A 16879-nucleotide genomic window follows, 5' to 3' on the forward strand; every position below is an offset into this window, starting at 1 on the left:
CGCGGGTGTCCTACGCGGCCGGCAGCCGCGGCTGACGCTGCGGCCCGCCGGGGCGGGGGAGCGGCCGGGCGGCCAGCGGGTCGGGCGCCCGGCTGCCCGCCATCGGGTGCGCGGAGCCGGGCGCGCGCTGCCGCTGGGCGGCGACCTGGCGCGAGATCAGGATCTCCAGCAGGCACCACATCGTGCCGAACACCCCGAGCCCCATCGCCATCAGCGCCGGAGTCATCAGCCAACTGTCCGCGTACGAGGCGAGCGTGGCGACGACCACGCCGACCAGCGTGAAGGACAGGCAGAGCACCGCCCGGACGGCGGCGGCGCGCACCTCGTCGGGCAGGCGGCGACGGCGGCGTGGCACGGACATCGATCGACCCCCAGGCGCGGACTCGGCGGCGGACACGGGACGGGCGCACGCGAAAAGCGCCCCCTCGCCTCACTCTGCCCCGTCGAACCAGGACTATGCGTCCGAATCCACCGAACTGCCGTCAAAGCGCGTGATCCGGGCAGCCGGCAGCGGGCGGCCCGCTGCCGGGGGAAGTCAGCCCAACTGCTGGTTGAGCTCCTCCAGGGCGCCCGCCACGATCGTCCGCATGGCCTGCTCGGCCTGGACGGCGTCCCCCGCGCAGATCGCGTCGGCGACTTCGCGGTGCAGCCGGATCGCGTACGGCTCCGGCTGATGGGGCATCAGATGGTACTCGGTCCGCCCGGTGAGCACCGCCCCCACGGTGTCGCCGAGGTGGGCGAACATCTCGTTGCCGGAGGCGCGCAGCACGGTGGCGTGGAAGTCGATGTCGTGCCGGAGGAAGGTGGTGAGGTCGGCGGCCCGCGCCGAGACGGTCAACTCCACGGCCAGTGAGCCGAGTTGGCGCCGGTCGTCGTCGCTCGCGTGCACCGCGGCGAGCGCGGCCGCGGCCGGCTCGACGGCCACCCGCAGCGAGCCGAGCGAGCGCAGCTGGGCCGAGCGGTCCGCGCCGGCCAGCCGCCAGCGGATCACCAGCGGGTCGAAGACGTCCCAGAGCGACCTGGGCTGCACGGTGATCCCGACCCGCCGCCGGGACGCCACCAGGCGCATCCCCTCCAGGATCCGCACCGCTTCCCGGACGACCGTCCGGGACACCCCGAACCGCTCCTCCAGCTCCTCGCCGCGCAGCACCGCGCCCTCGGGAATCTCCCCCGACGCGATCGCCGGCCCGAGCTCGTCAAGCAGCCGACCGGGCAGCCCCTGGATCTCCATCCGCCCAGCGTAGACGCCCACCCCGCCGCCACCACCGGCGCGTACCGGGTCCTGCGTCCTGCGATCTACCCCACAGCCCAAAAGTATGACGATTTGGTTTCCGCCACTTGAATACGTCATATCTTTGAGGCGATAGTGGCGGCCAGGCAACGAAGGAGCACCACCCATGGCTCTCAGCGTCGAGAACCACGACCTCCCGGACACCCCTCTCACCATCGTGGTGATGGGCGTCTCCGGTGTCGGCAAGACCACCCTGGCCCGCCTGCTGGCCGAACGCCTAGACCTCCCCTACGCGGAGGCGGACGACTTCCACCCGGCGGCCAACATCGCCAAGATGTCGGCCGGCATCCCGCTGGACGACGAGGACCGCGCCCCCTGGCTGCGCGCCCTCGGCGCCTGGCTCAAGGAGCGGGCCGAGGGCGGCACCGGCGGCGTGGTCACCTGCTCGGCGCTGAAGCACCGCTACCGCGACACCCTGCGCGCGGCCTGCCCGGGCGCCTACTTCCTGCACCTCAGCGGCGGTCACGAGCTGGTCGAGGACCGGCTCGCCCACCGCACCGGCCACTTCATGCCGCCGTCGCTGCTCGACTCGCAGTACGCCGCCCTGGAATCCCTGGGCGCGCACGAGCGCGGCGCCGTCCTGGACGTCGGTCCGTCCCCCGAAGAACTCGTCGAGATGGCCGTGGCGCTGCTGCGGCCGGTCAATGGAGACCTCGCGTGAGTATTGCCCCCACTCTGCTCGCGGCCGCCCCACCGGCCCTGCCGCACACCAGCAGCGACTCCCAGCTGCTGATCGCGGTCCTGCTCAGCATCGGTGTGATCGTCCTACTGATCACCAAGCTGAAGCTGCACCCCTTCCTCGCCCTCACGCTCGGCTCCGGCCTGCTGGCCGCCGTCGCGGGCGCCCCGTTCGACAAGCTGCTCAACAGCTTCTCCACGGGCTTCGGTTCCACCGTGGCCGGCGTCGGCCTGCTGATCGGGCTGGGCGCGATGCTCGGCAAGCTGCTCGCCGACTCCGGCGGCGCCAACATCATCGCGGACACCGTGCTGGCCCGGTCGGGCAACAAGGCGCTGCCCTGGGCGATGGCGCTGATCGCCGCCGTCCTCGGCCTGCCGCTGTTCTTCGAGGTCGGCGTCGTCCTGCTGATCCCGATCGTGCTGCTGGTCGCCCGCCGCGGCAACGTGCCGCTGATGCGGATCGGCATCCCCGCGCTGGCCGGCCTGTCCGTGCTGCACGGCCTGGTGCCCCCGCACCCGGGCCCGCTGGTCGCCGTCGACGCCCTGAAGGCGGACCTCGGCATCACCCTGGCGCTCGGCCTGCTGATCGCGGTGCCCACCCTGATCGTGGCCGGCCCGCTGTTCTCCCGGCTGGCCGAGCGCTGGGTCGGCCCGCTGGAGATCCCGAAGGCCACCGCCCCCGAGGAGACCACCAGGCCCGAGCACACGCCGTCCTTCGGCGCGGTGCTGGCGACGATCCTGCTGCCGGTCGTGCTGATGCTCGGCAAGGCCCTGACCGACGTGGTGGTCGACAACCCGAAGGCGATGGCCCAGCGGGTCTTCGACTTCATCGGTTCGCCGCTGATCGCGCTGCTCGCCGCGACCCTGCTCGGCATGCTGACCCTCGGCAAGGCGGCCGGCTTCGACAAGGCCCGGATCTCCGACACCGTCGGCAAGTCGCTCGGCCCGATCGCCGGCATCGTGTTCATCGTCGGCGCCGGCGGCGGCTTCAAGCAGACCCTGATCGACGTGGGCGTCGGCAACGCGGTGAGCGAGTGGTCCGGCAAGTGGCACATCTCGGCGCTGCTGCTCGGCTGGCTGATCGCGGTGCTGATCCGCCTGGCCACCGGCTCGGCGACGGTCGCCACCATCACCGCCGCCGGGATCGTCGCCCCGCTCGCCGCCGACATGTCCTCCACCCACGCGGCCCTGCTGGTCCTGGCGATCGGCGCCGGCTCGCTCTTCCTGTCGCACGTCAACGACGCCGGCTTCTGGCTGGTGAAGGAGTACTTCGGGATGAGCGTCGGGCAGACGCTGAAGTCCTGGTCGGTGATGGAGACGGTGATCTCGGTCGTCGCCATCGCCCTGATCATGCCGCTCAGCCTGATCATCTAGGCCGGACGGCGCCCGCCGCCGCCGACATCCGCCGAGGGGCGGTACCCGTACGGGTACCGCCCCTCGGGCGTGTCCGACGACCGGGACTCAGCCCAGCAGCCCCGACAGCACGGCCGCCGTCGCGTCCAGCAGGTCCTCCGCGGCCGCGCCGCCCGCCGCCGTCCGGGCCAGCAGCCCCCGCGCGCGGCCAGGACCACCTCGGCGGTCTGCCGGGCGGTGGCGGGCGGCGGTACCAGCTCGGGCAGCGCCCGTTCCAGGACGGCGGCCGGGTCCAGCCCGCCGCCGACGTGCTCCGCTCGGCCACCACGACCGCCGCCCGCTCGGCCTGGAGGGCCGGATCGGCACCCTCGCCCCGGGTGCCCACGCCGACCTCCTCCTCGTCGACGGCGACCCGCTCGCCGACCTCACCGTCCTCACCCGCCCCGACCGCCGCCTCCGCCACGTCATCAAGGCGGGCACGCCGATCTGAGCGGCCGGCCGGGAGCCCCTTCGTACCCCGCCCGCGAGCCGGGCGCACGAAGGGCGGGCACCCGGAGAACCCGGGTGCCCGCCCTTCGCGAGGCTCTGCCCAGCTGGCTGTGCCTACTGGTTCCGCGCTTCGCGAGGCTGTGCTTACTTGGTTCCGCGCTTCGCGAGGCTGTGCTTACTTGGTTCCGCGCTTCGCGAGGAAGGCCTCGACCTCGTCCCGGATCTCCGGCGTGTCCAGCCCGCGCACGGTCATCGTGGTGCGGCGCCGCAGCACGTCGTCCGCCGTGTACGCCCACTCGCTGTCGGCCGCGTAGGCGACCTGCGCCCAGACGTCCGGGCCGTCCTCGTGGATCGGCCGGCCCAGCTCCGGGTTCTCGTCGATCATGCGGGCGATCTCGAAGGACAGCGTGCCGTAGTGGCTGGCCAGGTGCTTGGCCACCAGCGGCTCCATCCGGGAGCCCGGGTCGCGGTCGATCAGCAGCCGGTGCGCGACGGCGTTCGGCGCGCCGACGCCCGGCAGCGGCACGGTCGCCGCGATCGGGGACATGTCCTCGCCGAGGCTGGTGCCGGGCACGTGCGCCAGCTTCTCCAGCACGGTGCGGCCGATGTGGCGGTAGGTGGTCCACTTGCCGCCGGCGACCGACAGCATGCCGCCCTTGCCCTCGGTGACGACCGTCTCGCGCTTGGCGGCGGCGGTGTCGCCCGGGCCGCCGGGCAGCACCCGCAGGCCGGCGAAGGAGTAGGTGATCAGGTCGCGGTCGAGGTGCTCGTCACGGATGGCGTGCGCGGCCTCGCCCATGATCTGGTCGATGTCCGCCTCGGTGGCCCGGACGTCCTTCGGGTCGCCGGTGTACTCCTCGTCGGTGGTGCCGAGCAGGACGTGGTCCTCCCACGGGATGGCGAAGGAGACGCGGTACTTGTCGATCGGGATGGTCAGCGCGGCGCGCCACGGCGAGCGGCGCTTGACGACGACGTGCGCGCCCTTGGAGAGGCGGATCGACGGCGCGGCGCCGGCGTCCTCCATCTTGCGCAGGTGGTCCACCCACGGGCCGGTGGCGTTGAGCACCAGGCGGGCGTCGATGCCGAACTCGGTGCCGTCCAGGCGGTCGCGCAGCTCGGCGCCGGTGACCCGGCCGGCGGTGAAGCGCAGGCCGGTGACCTCGGCGTGGTTGAGCACCACGGCGCCGGCGTCGACGGCGGCGCGCACGGTCATCACGGCGACGCGCGAGTCGTTCATCTGGTGGTCGCCGTAGACGGCCACCGAGCGCAGTCCCTCGGTGCGCAGCGCGGGCACCTGCTGGGCGGCGTGCGCGGCGGTGGAGACCCGGCCCATGCCGTCACGGAAGGCGGACAGCGCGGAGTACAGGAAGACGCCGGCGCCGAGCTTGGGCGCGCTGTGCGGGCCGCCCTTGTAGACCGGCACGAAGAAGGTCAGCGGGTTGACCAGGTGCGGCGCGACGTCGGTGGCGAGCGCGCGGCGCTCCTTGTGGTTCTCGGCGACGAGCTTGACCGCGCCGGTCTGCAGGTAGCGCAGACCGCCGTGGACGAGCTTGGAGGAAGCGCTGGAGGTGGCGCCGGCGAAGTCGCCGCCGTCGACCATGGCGACCTTGAGTCCGGCCTGGGAGGCGGTCCAGGCGACGGCCGTGCCGAGGATGCCGCCCCCGATCACCAGCAGGTCGTAGGTGGCCTTGCCGAGCAGCTCACGGGTCTCGGCGCGGGAGGCGGTGTGGCCGGCGGTGCGCTCGGCGCCCAGGGTCGGGATGGTTGCCATGGTGGTTGTGTACGGCGCGCGGGTCAGGCGGCGCCGTTACTCCTCTCGTGTGCGGTGCGGCCTCTGCTGAGAGGCCGGTCGGCCCGGTGCGGCGGGCCGGTGAAACGCGGTGACACCCGCTGCCGGAACGGCGGGCGGCCGGTCGGGGCTCGGGGCCCCGACCGGCTTGTCGGTCAGTCGGTCTCTTCTTCCTCCACCCACCCCATGGTGCGCTCCACGGCCTTGAGCCACTTCTTGTACTCGCGCTCCCGGGTGGCCTCGTCCATGCGCGGGGTCCATTCGGCGGCGCGGTGCCAGTTGGCCCGCAGGGTGTCGAGGTCGTTCCAGAAGCCGACGGCGAGTCCGGCCGCGTAGGCGGCGCCGAGGGCGGTGGTCTCGGCCACGTACGGGCGCTCGACCGGGGCGTCCAGGACGTCGGCGATGTTCTGCATGAGCAGGTTGTTGCTGGTCATGCCGCCGTCGACCTTGAGGGCGGTGAGCTCGACGCCGGAGTCCTTCTGCATGGCGTCGACGACCTCGCGGGTCTGCCAGGCGGTGGCCTCCAGGACGGCCCGGGCCAGGTGGCCCTTGGTGACGTACCGGGTCAGGCCGGCGATCACGCCGCGGGCGTCGGAACGCCAGTACGGGGCGAACAGGCCGGAGAAGGCCGGGACGAAGTAGGCGCCGCCGTTGTCCTCGACGGTGTTGGCGAGGGTCTCGATCTCGGCGGCGGTGGAGATGATGCCGAGCTGGTCGCGCAGCCACTGGACGAGCGAGCCGGTGACGGCGATTGAGCCTTCCAGGGCGTAGACCGGGGCCTGGTCGCCGATCCGGTAGCCGACGGTGGTCAGCAGGCCGTGGTACGAGTTGACGATCTTCTCGCCGGTGTTGAGCAGCAGGAAGGTGCCGGTGCCGTAGGTGGACTTGGCCTCGCCCTCGTCGAAGCAGGTCTGGCCGAACAGCGCGGCCTGCTGGTCGCCGAGCGCGGAGGCGACCGGGACGCCGGCCAGGTCGCCGACGGCCTCGCCGTAGACCTCGGCGGAGGAGCGGATCTCCGGCAGGACGGCCATCGGCACGCCGATCGATTCGGCGATCTTCTCGTCCCACTGCAGGGTGTGCAGGTTCATCAGCATGGTGCGGCTGGCGTTGGTGACGTCGGTGACGTGCTTGCCGCCGTTGACACCGCCGGTGAGGTTCCAGATCACCCAGGTGTCCATGGTGCCGAACAGGATGTCGCCGGCCTCGGCGCGCTCGCGCAGGCCCTCGACGTTGTCCAGCAGCCAGCGGATCTTCGGGCCGGCGAAGTAGCTGGCGAGCGGGAGGCCGGTCTCGCGGCGGAAGCGGTCCTGGCCGACGTTGCGGCCGAGCTCGCGGCAGAGGCCCTCGGTGCGGGTGTCCTGCCACACCAGCGCGTTGTGGACCGGCTCGCCGGTGTTCTTGTCCCACAGGACGGTGGTCTCGCGCTGGTTGGTGATGCCGATCGCGCGGATGTCGTCCTTGGTCAGGCCGGCCTTCTCCAGCGCGCCGCGGACGACCGACTGCACCCGGGTCCAGATCTCGGCGGCGTCGTGCTCGACGTAGCCGGGCTGCGGGAAGATCTGCCGGTGCTCCTGCTGGTCGACGGCGACGATCCGGCCGTCGGCGCCGAAGATGATGCAACGGCTGGAGGTGGTGCCCTGGTCGATCGCGGCGATGTAGTTGCCAGTGGAGGTCATCAGAGGGTCCTCGGCTCAGGATTCGGGGGTTACGGGGTGGGTGGGCCCGACACAGTGGTCGGTCCCCGTGCTCGGCGGGTTCGAACCCGGCCCGTCAGAACATCGCGTTGTACAGACCGCCGGCCAGTGCGCCGCCGATCAGCGGGCCGACGACCGGCACCCAGGCGTACGACCAGTCGGAGCCGCCCTTGTTCGGGATGGGCAGCAGCGAGTGCACGATGCGCGGGCCGAGGTCGCGGACCGGGTTGATCGCGTAGCCGGTGGGGCCGCCCAGTGAGAGGCCGATGCCGACGACCGTGAGGGCCACGATCAGGGTGCTGAGGCCGCCGGCGGCCAGACCGTCGTTCTTGCCGAGGGTGAGGATCGCCATGCAGAGGATGAAGGTGCCGATGACCTCGGTGACGACGTTCTGGATCGGGTTCCGGATCTCGGGCCCGGTCGAGAAGATGCCGAGGGTGGGCTCCTCGTTGGCCTGGAACTGGCCGAGGTAGGTGAGCCAGACCAGCACGGCGCCGATCATCGCGCCGAGGAACTGGGAGCCGAGGTAGAGCGGCACCTGGCTCCAGTCACCGCTCTTGATGGCGAGCGCGACGGTGACGGCCGGGTTGAGGTGGGCGCCGGACTTCGGAGCCGAGATGTACGCGGCGATCAGGACCGCGAAGCCCCAGCCGAAGGTGATCGCCAGCCAGCCGGCGTTGAGGGCCTTCGACTTCTTGAGGGTCACGGCGGCGCAGACGCCGCCACCGAGAAGTATCAGGGCGGCGGTGCCGAGGGTTTCGCCGACGAAGACGTCGCCGTTGGAGAACGCGGACACAAAGACTCCCTTGTCCATATGGCCCGGAGGTGTGGGTGGGGGCGGCCGGCCGATCGTTGTGCGGGTGAGCGCATCGGGGGAGTGATCTTCCCGGCCATCGTTCGACAATGTCGACCGTTATGCGGAAGCTTCCTCCCCTGGTTGCCCTCACGTCAAGGCAGGGTTACGGAGCTGTGACCCTTCCCCCGAAGTTACCCAGCGGAGCGGGCCAAACCAGGGCAAAACGCCAAGGCGCGGACAGGCCGATGCCCGTCCGCGCCTCAGCGTGACGATGTGGCCGCCGGTGCGGCCTCGGGTTTCAGAAGCGCCCGGCGCCCAGATCGCGGGAGATCGCCCGTGCCGCGCTGCGCACCGAGGCCACCAGCGACGGCTTCACGAAGCCGTCCTCGCAGACCCGCTCCACCGGGCCGCTGATGCACACCGCGCCCACCGGGTTGCGCCGCCGGTCCTGGATCAGCGCGCCGATCGAGGCCACGCCCTCCCAGGTCTCCTCGATCGAGTCCGTCCAGCCGCGCTCGCGGATCAGCGCGCACTCGGCGTCCACGTCGGCCGCCTCGGTCAGCGTCCGCAGGGTGTACGACTCGTACGGCCCGTCGCCCAACTCGCCGCGCGCGACCGGGTCGTAGGCCACCAGCACCTTGCCCAGAGCGGTGCTGTGCAGCGGCTGCATCGAGCCGACCTCCAGCACCTGCCGGGTGTCGTCCGGCCGGAAGACGTGGTGCACGACCAGCACGCCCTGCTGGTGCAGCACCCCCAGGTAGACGGTCTCGCCGGCCGCCCGGGCCAGGTCGTCCGCCCAGACCAGCGCCCGTGCCCGCAGCTCGTGCACGTCCAGGTAGCTCTGCCCCAGCCGCAGCAGTTCGGCGCCCAGCTGGTACTTGCCGCTCTCCGGGTCCTGCTCGACGAACCCCTCCTGCTGGAGCGTGCGCAGGATGCCGTGCGCGGTGCCCTTGGCGAGGTCCAGCGACGTCGCGACCTCGGACAGGCCCAGGCGGCGCTCACCGCCGGCCAGCAGGCGCAAGATCGCGGCGGCCCGGGAGAGCGACTGGATCGGGCCGGGCATGGGGACCTCCGCGCTGACAGGCGGTCGACATTGTCGACCGCGGTGGTAACGGGACGAGTCTGCCAGGCCGTCGCCGGTCCGTGCACCTTCCCCCTCGGTAACCCGCGCTCGGCCGTTTGTTAACCTCCGCCCGCCCGCCGACCCGCCGCGCCGCTCACCCCCGGACGTCCCTCACTCCTCGACGCCGTTCGAGCGCCCCCGCCGCACCGCGACCTCCGCCGCCAGCGCGGCGATCCCGTCCGGCCCCACCCGGCAGCAGCCGCCCACCAGCCGTGCGCCGCCCGCCAGCCAGCCGCCCACCCGGGCCGAGCGGAACGTCGGCTCGCCGCGCCAGTCCCGGCGCGCGGCGTCCCACTCCTCCCCGCTGTTCGGGTACACCACCACCGGCTTGCCGGTCACCTCGGCCGCCAGCGCCACCGCCCGGTCCGCGTCCTGCGGGGTGCAGCAGTTCACGCCCACCGCCAGCACCTCGTCCACCTCGGCCGCCAGCGCGAACGCCTCCGCCAGCGGCTGGCCCGCCCCGGTCCGGTCGCCCGCCACGCTGAACGACAGCCAGGCCGGCACGCCCAGCTCGCGCACCAGCTCCAGCAGCGCCCGCGCCTCGTCCGCGTCCGGCACCGTCTCCAGCGCCAGCACGTCCGGCCCGGCCGCCGCCAGCGCCTCCAGTCGCGGCCGGTGGAAGGCCACCAGTTCCGCGGTGCTCAGCCCGTACCGGCCCCGGTACTCCGAACCGTCCGCCAGCACCGCCCCGTACGGCCCCACCGACGCCGCCACCCAGCGCCGCCGCCCGCCCGGCTCGGCCCGCGCCGCCTCCCGGGCCAGCTCCACGCTGCGCGCCAGCAGCCGCGCGGCCTGGGCCCGGCCCGTTCCGCGCCGGGCGAAGCCCTCGAAGCTCGCCTGGTAGCTCGCCGTGATGGCGACGTCCGCACCGGCCGCGAAGTACGCCCGGTGCGCCGCCACCACCGCCTCCGGCGCGTCCGCCAGCAGCCGCGCCGACCACAGCTCGTCGAGGAGGTCGTGCCCGGCCGCCGCCAGCTGGTTCGACATCCCGCCGTCCAGCACCAGCGGACCGGCCGCCAGCGCCGCGGCGAAGTCCGGCGGGGGAGCAGTGGGCATGGGGCCTCCTCGGGCGCGGTCGTTCCTGGTCACAGCCTAGAAGCCGGGCATCCCCGCGGACCCGGAAAACCATTTGCCGCCGGGGAACGGAATCGCTACGTTGTGCTCAGCCAGAGAACGACAGCACCCCGTACGGCGGCGAGCGCGGAGAGGAGCCGGTGATGGAAGCGGACGACCCGGCCACCCCGCCCCCGACCACGCCCGCGAGCGAGCAGGAGTGGCTCGCCGTCTACGACCCGCGCGCCTACGCCCCGATCGCCGTCACCGTCGACGTGGTCGCCCTGACCTTGCGCCACGGCGGCCTGCACGTCCTGCTCGTCCAGCGCGGCGCCCCGCCCCACCAGGGCTGCTGGGCCCTGCCCGGTGGCTTCCTGCGCGCCGGGGAGGAGAGCCTGGACGAGGCCGCCGCCCGCGAACTGGCCGAGGAGACCGGCCTGCTCGGCGGCTCCGAGGTCGAGGCCGCGCTCTGCCGCGTCCACCTCGAACAGCTCGGCACCTACGGCGCCCCCGAGCGAGACCCGCGCATGCACGTCGTCTCCGTCGCCTACCTCGCCTTCGCCCCCGACCTGCCCGACCCGCAGGCCGGCACGGACGCCGCAGCTGCCACCTGGCACCCCGTCGCCGACCTCGACCTGGGCATACGGCCCTGCGGCCGACCCCGAGCCGCCGGTGCGCCCGCCGACACCCACGGGGGTGGTGTCGGCGGGCCCACCGGCCAGTCCTCCCGCACGCTCGCCTTCGACCACGCGCGCATCCTCGCCGACGGCCTCGACCGCGTCCGGGCCAAACTCGAGTACAGCCCGCTCGCCACCGCCTTCCTGCCCTACGACTTCACCATCCCCGACCTGCGCGCCGTCTACGAGGCCGTCTGGGACGAGAAGCTCCACCCCGGCAACTTCCACCGCAAGGTCCTCTCCGTCCCCGGCTTCGTCGAGAGCACCGGCGCCACCACCGCCCGCGGCGGCGCCCGCGGCGGCCCCCGGGCCCGCACCTACCACGCCGGCGACGCCAGCCTCCTGCACCCCGCCCTGCTCCGCCCCACCCGCGACGGCGAGCTCCGCTGACGGCAGCCGCGCGCACCCGGCTACCATCCGGCCATGACCACTGACGACCCGACACGCGCGGTCAACCAGCCGTTCTCCCACTGCCACTTCTGCGGCACGCCCTACCCGGCCGGCACCGACCACTGGCCCCGCACCTGCCCCGGTTGCGCCGAGATCAGCTACCGCAACCCGCTGCCCGTCGTGGTCACCCTCCTCCCGGTCACCCGCCCCGACGCCGACCCCACCCTCGTCGTCATCCGCCGCACCATCGAGCCCGGCTACGGCCAACTCGCCTTCCCCGGCGGCTACGTGGACTACGGCGAGAGCTGGCAGCAGGCGTGCGTGCGCGAACTGCGCGAGGAGACCGGCATCCTGGCGGACGCCGCCGACATCACCCTGGTCGCCACCGACTCCGACGCCAGGGGCGGCTTCCTCTGCCTCTTCGGCCTGCTCCCGGCCCGTCCGCTCGCCGACCTCCCGCCCTCGCGCCCCACCGACGAGACCGACGGCTGGCAGCTCGCCGCCCCCGACACCCCGCTCGCCTTCCCCTTCCACACCCGGGTCTCCCGCTCCTGGTTCGGCGGCGAGTTCAGCGGTGAGTCCGGCGGCGGGATCTCCGGCCGCTGACCGGCCCGGCACCCACCGGGCGGACCCTGGCGCGGCGGCCGCTCGCATGGCATGGTCTGCACCGACAGCCCAACCGGACGGGCCTGCCACAAGCACTCCCGTCCCCACCACCGGCCGGGAGACCACCACCGTGAGCACCCCACCCCAGGACCAGCCGCTCTGGCGCCCCAACCCCGCTCGCGCCGCAGCCACCAGCCTGGTGGCCTTCCAGGCCTGGGCCGCCGAACACCACGGCGCCCCGGCCGCCCCGCTCGCCCCGGCCGCCGACGACCAGCAGGCCGCCCAGCGCTACGCCGACCTGCACGCCTGGTCCACCGCCGACCTCGACCGCTTCTGGACCGCGATCACCCAGTGGTTCGACGTCCGCTTCACCCAGGCCCCCGAGGCCGTCCTCGCCGACCCCGCCATGCCCGGCGCCCGCTGGTTCCCCGGCGCCCGTCTCAACTACGCCGAACACGCCCTGCGCGCCGCCGAGGACCCGGCCAACGCCGACCGCCCGGCCGTCCTGCACCTCGACGAGACCACCGAGCAGCCGGCCGTCCTCACCTGGTCCGAACTGCGTCGCCAGGTCGGCTCGTTGGCCGCCGCCCTGCGCGCCCGGGGCATCGGCCCCGGCGACCGCGTCAGCGCCTACCTGCCCAACATCCCGCAGGCCGCCGTCGCCCTCCTCGCCACCGCCGCCGTCGGCGCGATCTGGACCAGCTGCGCCCCCGACTTCGGCGCTCGCAGCGTCCTGGACCGCCTCCAGCAGATCGAACCCGCCGTCCTCTTCGCCGTCGACGGCTACCACTACGGCGGCAAGGACCACGACCGCACCGAGGTCGTCGCCGAACTGCGCCGCGAACTCCCCACCCTGCGCACCGTCGTCCACGTCCCGCTGCTCGGCGCCCCCGCCCCCGAGGGCGCCCTGCACTGGGACGACCTGGTCGCCGCCGACGTCGAGCCGGTCTACGAGGCCGTCCCCTTCGACCACCCGCTCTGGGTGCTCTACTCCTCCGGCACCACCGGCCTGCCCAAGGCCATCGTCCAGAGCCAGGGCGGCGTCCTGCTCGAACACCTCAAGCAGGCCGGCCTCCACCTCGACCTCGGCCCCCAGGACCGCTTCCTCTGGTACACCTCCACCGGCTGGATGATGTGGAACTTCCTACTGGCCGGCCTCCTGGTCGGGGCCACGATCGTCACCTACGACGGCAGCCCCGGCCACCCCGACACCGGCGCCCTCTGGTCGGTCGCCGCCCGCACCCGCGCCACCGTCCTCGGCACCTCCGCCGCCTACGTGATCGCCAGCCGCAAGGCCGAGCTGCACCCCGGCCGCGACCTCGACCTCTCCGCCGTCCGCTGCATCGGCACCACCGGCTCCCCGCTCCCGCCCGACGGCTTCCGCTGGATCTACGAGGAGGTCAAGGAGGACGTCTGGCTCGCCTCCGTCAGCGGCGGCACCGACGTCTGCTCCTGCTTCGTCGGCGGCGTCCCCACCCTGCCCGTCCACCTCGGCGAGATCCAGGCCCCCTGCCTCGGCGCCGCCGTCGAGTCCTGGGACGTCCAGGGCCACCCGCACACCGACACCGTCGGCGAACTCGTCGTCACCAAGCCCATCCCGTCCATGCCCACCGGCTTCTGGAACGACCCCGAGGGCACCCGGTACCACGACAGCTACTTCGACATGTATCCCGGCGTCTGGCGCCACGGTGACTGGATCACCGTCACCTCCCGCGGCACCGTCGTCATCCACGGCCGCTCCGACTCCACGCTCAACCGCCAGGGCGTCCGGATGGGCTCCTCGGACATCTACGAGGTCGTCGAGCGCCTCCCCGAGATCGCCGAATCCCTGGTCATCGGCCTGGAGGAGCCCGACGGCGGCTACTGGATGCCGCTGTTCGTCGTCCTCGCCCCCGGCGCCGAGCTCGACGAGGGGCTGATCGGCCGCATCCGCACCTCGCTGCGCACCGAACTCTCCCCGCGCCACGTCCCCGACGAGGTCATCGCGGTGCGCGGCCTCCCGCACACCCTCACCGGCAAGCGCATCGAGGTCCCGGTCAAGCGGATCCTCTCCGGCACCCCGCTGGAGCAGGCCGTCAACCCCGGCTCCGTCGACGACATCGACCACCTGCGCTTCTTCGAGCAGCTTCGCCGCGACCGGCAGAGCCCCGCCTGACCGGACACGCCGAAGGGGTGCTCCCACCGGCCCGGTGGGAGCACCCCTTCCTGCTGTTCACCTGTCCTACTCGCCCGACAGCACCTGCTGCGCGGCGGCCCGCGCCTCCTCGGCGCTGTCCGTCGCCCGGGCCGCCTCGGCCGCCCGGCGGCACTGCGCCAGCGTGTACTTGGCCAGCGTCGACCGCACGTAGGGGATCGAGGCCGAGCCCATCGAGAGGCTGGTGACGCCCAGACCGGTCAGCACCACGGCCAGCAGCGGGTCGGCGGCCGCCTCACCGCAGACGCCGCAGCTCTTGCCGGTGGCCTGCGCCGCCTCGGCGGCCGCGGCGATCAGGTCCAGCAGCGCCGGCTGCCACGGGTCCTGCAGCCGGGCCAGCGCGCCCACCTGACGGTCGGCGGCGAAGGTGTACTGCGCGAGGTCGTTGGTCCCCAGCGAGAGGAACTCGACCTCCTGGAGGATCGACCGGGCCCGCAGCGCGGCCGACGGGATCTCCACCATCGCGCCGAACTTGGCCTCCAGCCCCGCCTCGCGACACGCCTGGGCGAAGTCCTTGGCGTCCTTGCGGTCGGCCACCATCGGGGCCATCACCTCAAGGTGCACCGGCAGGCCCTCGGCGGCCCTGGCCAGCGCCCGCAGCTGCGTCCGCAGCACCTCCGGGTGCTCCAGCAGGGTGCGCAGACCGCGCACGCCCAGCGCCGGGTTCGGCTCGTCGGCCGGGGTGAGGAAGTCCAGCGGCTTGTCCGCGCCCGCGTCCAGCGCCCGGACCACGACCCGGCCCTCCGGGAACGCCTCCAGCACCTTGCGGTACGCCTCGACCTGCTTCTCCTCGGTGGGCGCCTTCGCGGAGTCGTCCAGGAAGAGGAACTCGGTCCGGAACAGGCCGACGCCCTCGGCGCCGTTCTCCAGCGCGGCCGGCACGTCCGCCGGGCCGCCCACGTTGGCCAGCAGCGGCACGCGGTGCCCGTCGGAGGTCTGCCCCGGGCCGGAGGACGCGGCCAGCGCGGCCTTGCGCTGGGCGGCGACCGCCCGCAGCTCGTCCTGCTTCTCCTGCGAGGGGTCCAGCAGCACGTCACCGGAGCTGCCGTCCACGGCGACGACGGTGCCCTCGGCGACGTCCGTCGCAGCGGGCAGCGCGACCACGGCCGGCACGCCCAACGCCCGCGCCAGGATGGCGCTGTGGCTGGTCGGCCCGCCCTCCTCGGTCACGAAGCCGAGCACCAGCGTCGGGTCGAGCAGCGCGGTGTCGGCCGGCGCCAGGTCCCGCGCGAACAGCACGTACGGCTCGTCGCTGTCCGGCACACCCGGCATCGGCACGCCCAGCAGCCGGGCCACGATGCGGTTGCGGACGTCGTCCAGGTCGGCGACCCGCCCGGCCAGGTAGTCGCCGGCGGAGGCGAGCAGGGCCCGGTAGGCGGCGAAGGCGTCGTACACACCGCGCTCAGCGCTGCTGCCGACGGCGATCCGGCGGGACACGTCGGCCATCAGCTCCGGATCCTGAGCCATCAGCGCCTGGGCCTCCAGGACGGCCTGCGCCTCGCCACCGGCCAGGTTGCCGCGGGCGATCAGATCCGCGGCGACCGCCTCGACGGCGGCCTGGGCACGGGCCTGCTCGCGGGGGGCGTCCTCGGTCGGGATCTGGGTGGCCGGGGGTTCCAGCACCGCCGTCCCCATGTGCCGCACCTGGCCGATCGCGACCCCGTGGCTGACACCCACGCCGCGCAGCGTCTTCTTCATGTCACCTGTCTCCGCTGAGAGGAGCGGCCCCGCCGGGAACCGCTGTGTGCCGGGCCGCCCCGACAGCTCCTGCGGGGCGGGTGTGTGCAAAGTAAGAGGTCAGCTCCAGCTGAACAGGGCCTCGCCGGAGACGGCCTCGCCGTCCTCCCGCAGGTCGCCGAGCGAGTCGGCGTTCGCCTCCAGCGCCACGATCGGCGAGATGGGCGACTTGCCCGCGGCCTCGACGGCGGCCGGGTCCCACTTGATGACGGCCTGACCGCGGGTCACCGTGTCGCCCTTGTTGACCAGCAGCTCGAAGCCCTCGCCGTTCAGCTGCACGGTGTCGATCCCCAGGTGGGTCAGTACACCGTGGCCCTCGGCGTCCACCACGACGAACGCGTGCGGGTGCATGGAGACGACGACGCCGTCCACCGGAGCGACCGCCTCGGTCGGCCGGCGCTCCGGGTCGATCGCGGTGCCGGGGCCGACCATCGCGCCGGAGAACACCGGGTCGGGCACGCCGGCGAGCCCGACGACCTTGCCGGTCAGCGGCGACGTCACAGTGGTCATGGTTCTGCCTCCCAAGTGAGCGGTACAGCGAGCGGCCGCGAGCAGCGGCAGGACGATCGACTGAAGCCTAAATCATGTCAACTTCGGACATCTGCTGACATTCCCGGGCGAAGACCCACACCCAGTCCGGCTCGTCGTCCGGCGGCTCACCGACCGTTTAGTGGTCTAGTCCTCTTAGTCGATGCGCCGCACTCTACAGGCATCTTGGCGAATCGGGACCATTGCTGTATATGCTCGCGAGAGCAACAAATCATGCCGCCGACCGGGTGACACCGGGAGCGCCCCGATTCGCACTCCGGCGGGTGACCCGCTATGGTTGGCCGAGTCGCCGCGACTTGGCGGTTAACACCAGATTTCAGATGCGAAAACCTCCGGTAAACGGGGCGGAAAACGTCTGGTAAGCTGGAACACGAAAGAACGAAGCGCCCGGAGGGCCCGCTGGAAGGCGGTCCGAAGGAAGTGTCCGTTCCTTGAGAACTCAACAGCGTGCCAAAAGTCA

The 16879-nt window shown here is 72.9% G+C and carries 14 protein-coding genes; 5 read left to right on the forward strand and 9 right to left on the reverse strand.

Annotation, left to right across the window (positions count from 1 at the left end; translation table 11 throughout):
- Positions 1-10: 10 nt before the first annotated feature.
- Together ACIOGZ_RS37195 and ACIOGZ_RS37200 are read right to left on the reverse strand one after the other, a co-directional pair.
- Positions 11-361, reverse strand: a complete 351-nt coding sequence (locus tag ACIOGZ_RS37195; RefSeq protein WP_350884255.1) for a hypothetical protein — start codon at positions 359-361, stop codon at positions 11-13.
- Positions 362-535: 174 nt separating this feature from the next.
- Complete coding sequence (locus tag ACIOGZ_RS37200) at positions 536-1231, reverse strand: FadR/GntR family transcriptional regulator (protein WP_063350185.1); 696 nt, start codon at positions 1229-1231, stop codon at positions 536-538.
- A gap of 166 nt (positions 1232-1397) precedes the next feature.
- Between ACIOGZ_RS37200 and ACIOGZ_RS37205 the strand changes: the two genes are divergently transcribed.
- Together ACIOGZ_RS37205 and ACIOGZ_RS37210 are read left to right on the forward strand one after the other, a co-directional pair.
- The gene (locus ACIOGZ_RS37205; protein WP_400989189.1) at positions 1398-1952 is read left to right on the forward strand and encodes a gluconokinase; all 555 of its coding nucleotides are present in this window, start codon (positions 1398-1400) and stop codon (positions 1950-1952) included.
- A 2-nt stretch (positions 1953-1954) separates the two neighbouring features.
- Entirely contained in the window at positions 1955-3343 is a 1389-nt protein-coding gene (locus ACIOGZ_RS37210) for a gluconate:H+ symporter (protein WP_363586884.1), read from the forward strand.
- Between the two features lie 643 nt (positions 3344-3986).
- On the opposite strand, the gene ACIOGZ_RS37215 is transcribed toward ACIOGZ_RS37210, so the two are convergent.
- From ACIOGZ_RS37215 to mmuM, 5 genes are all read right to left on the reverse strand, one after another.
- Positions 3987-5582, reverse strand: coding sequence for a glycerol-3-phosphate dehydrogenase/oxidase (locus ACIOGZ_RS37215; protein ID WP_363586849.1), 1596 nt, complete (start codon positions 5580-5582; stop codon positions 3987-3989).
- Positions 5583-5755: 173 nt separating this feature from the next.
- Positions 5756-7276, reverse strand: coding sequence for a glycerol kinase GlpK (gene glpK, locus ACIOGZ_RS37220; protein ID WP_363586848.1), 1521 nt, complete (start codon positions 7274-7276; stop codon positions 5756-5758).
- A 94-nt stretch (positions 7277-7370) separates the two neighbouring features.
- A complete protein-coding gene (locus ACIOGZ_RS37225) occupies positions 7371-8108 on the reverse strand; it encodes an MIP/aquaporin family protein (RefSeq protein WP_400335378.1) in 738 nt (245 codons plus the stop codon).
- Positions 8109-8388: 280 nt separating this feature from the next.
- Positions 8389-9153, reverse strand: coding sequence for an IclR family transcriptional regulator (locus ACIOGZ_RS37230; RefSeq protein ID WP_363586846.1), 765 nt, complete (start codon positions 9151-9153; stop codon positions 8389-8391).
- A gap of 171 nt (positions 9154-9324) precedes the next feature.
- Complete coding sequence (mmuM, locus tag ACIOGZ_RS37235; RefSeq protein WP_363586845.1) at positions 9325-10269, reverse strand: homocysteine S-methyltransferase; 945 nt, start codon at positions 10267-10269, stop codon at positions 9325-9327.
- Positions 10270-10430: 161 nt separating this feature from the next.
- Between mmuM and ACIOGZ_RS37240 the strand changes: the two genes are divergently transcribed.
- Genes ACIOGZ_RS37240 through ACIOGZ_RS37250 form a run of 3 tightly spaced genes read left to right on the forward strand, consistent with a single transcriptional unit; the run spans position 10431 to position 14094 of the window.
- A complete protein-coding gene (locus tag ACIOGZ_RS37240; RefSeq protein WP_363586844.1) occupies positions 10431-11333 on the forward strand; it encodes an NUDIX domain-containing protein in 903 nt (300 codons plus the stop codon).
- Between the two features lie 33 nt (positions 11334-11366).
- Complete coding sequence (locus ACIOGZ_RS37245; RefSeq protein ID WP_363586843.1) at positions 11367-11939, forward strand: NUDIX domain-containing protein; 573 nt, start codon at positions 11367-11369, stop codon at positions 11937-11939.
- 46 nt (positions 11940-11985) lie between these two features.
- Entirely contained in the window at positions 11986-14094 is a 2109-nt protein-coding gene (locus ACIOGZ_RS37250) for an acetoacetate--CoA ligase (RefSeq protein WP_400989190.1), read from the forward strand.
- Between the two features lie 66 nt (positions 14095-14160).
- Here ACIOGZ_RS37250 and ptsP read toward each other — a convergent pair whose 3' ends face one another.
- Both ptsP and ACIOGZ_RS37260 read right to left on the reverse strand, forming a co-directional pair.
- A complete protein-coding gene (ptsP, locus tag ACIOGZ_RS37255) occupies positions 14161-15831 on the reverse strand; it encodes a phosphoenolpyruvate--protein phosphotransferase (RefSeq protein WP_363586841.1) in 1671 nt (556 codons plus the stop codon).
- A 99-nt stretch (positions 15832-15930) separates the two neighbouring features.
- Positions 15931-16380 (reverse strand): PTS glucose transporter subunit IIA, encoded by a 450-nt coding sequence (locus ACIOGZ_RS37260; RefSeq protein WP_363586840.1) that lies wholly within the window; start codon positions 16378-16380, stop codon positions 15931-15933.
- Between the last annotated feature and the right edge of the window lie 499 nt (positions 16381-16879).

The organism is Kitasatospora sp. NPDC088160 (assembly GCF_044741445.1).
Classification (GTDB): Bacteria; Actinomycetota; Actinomycetes; order Streptomycetales; family Streptomycetaceae; genus Kitasatospora.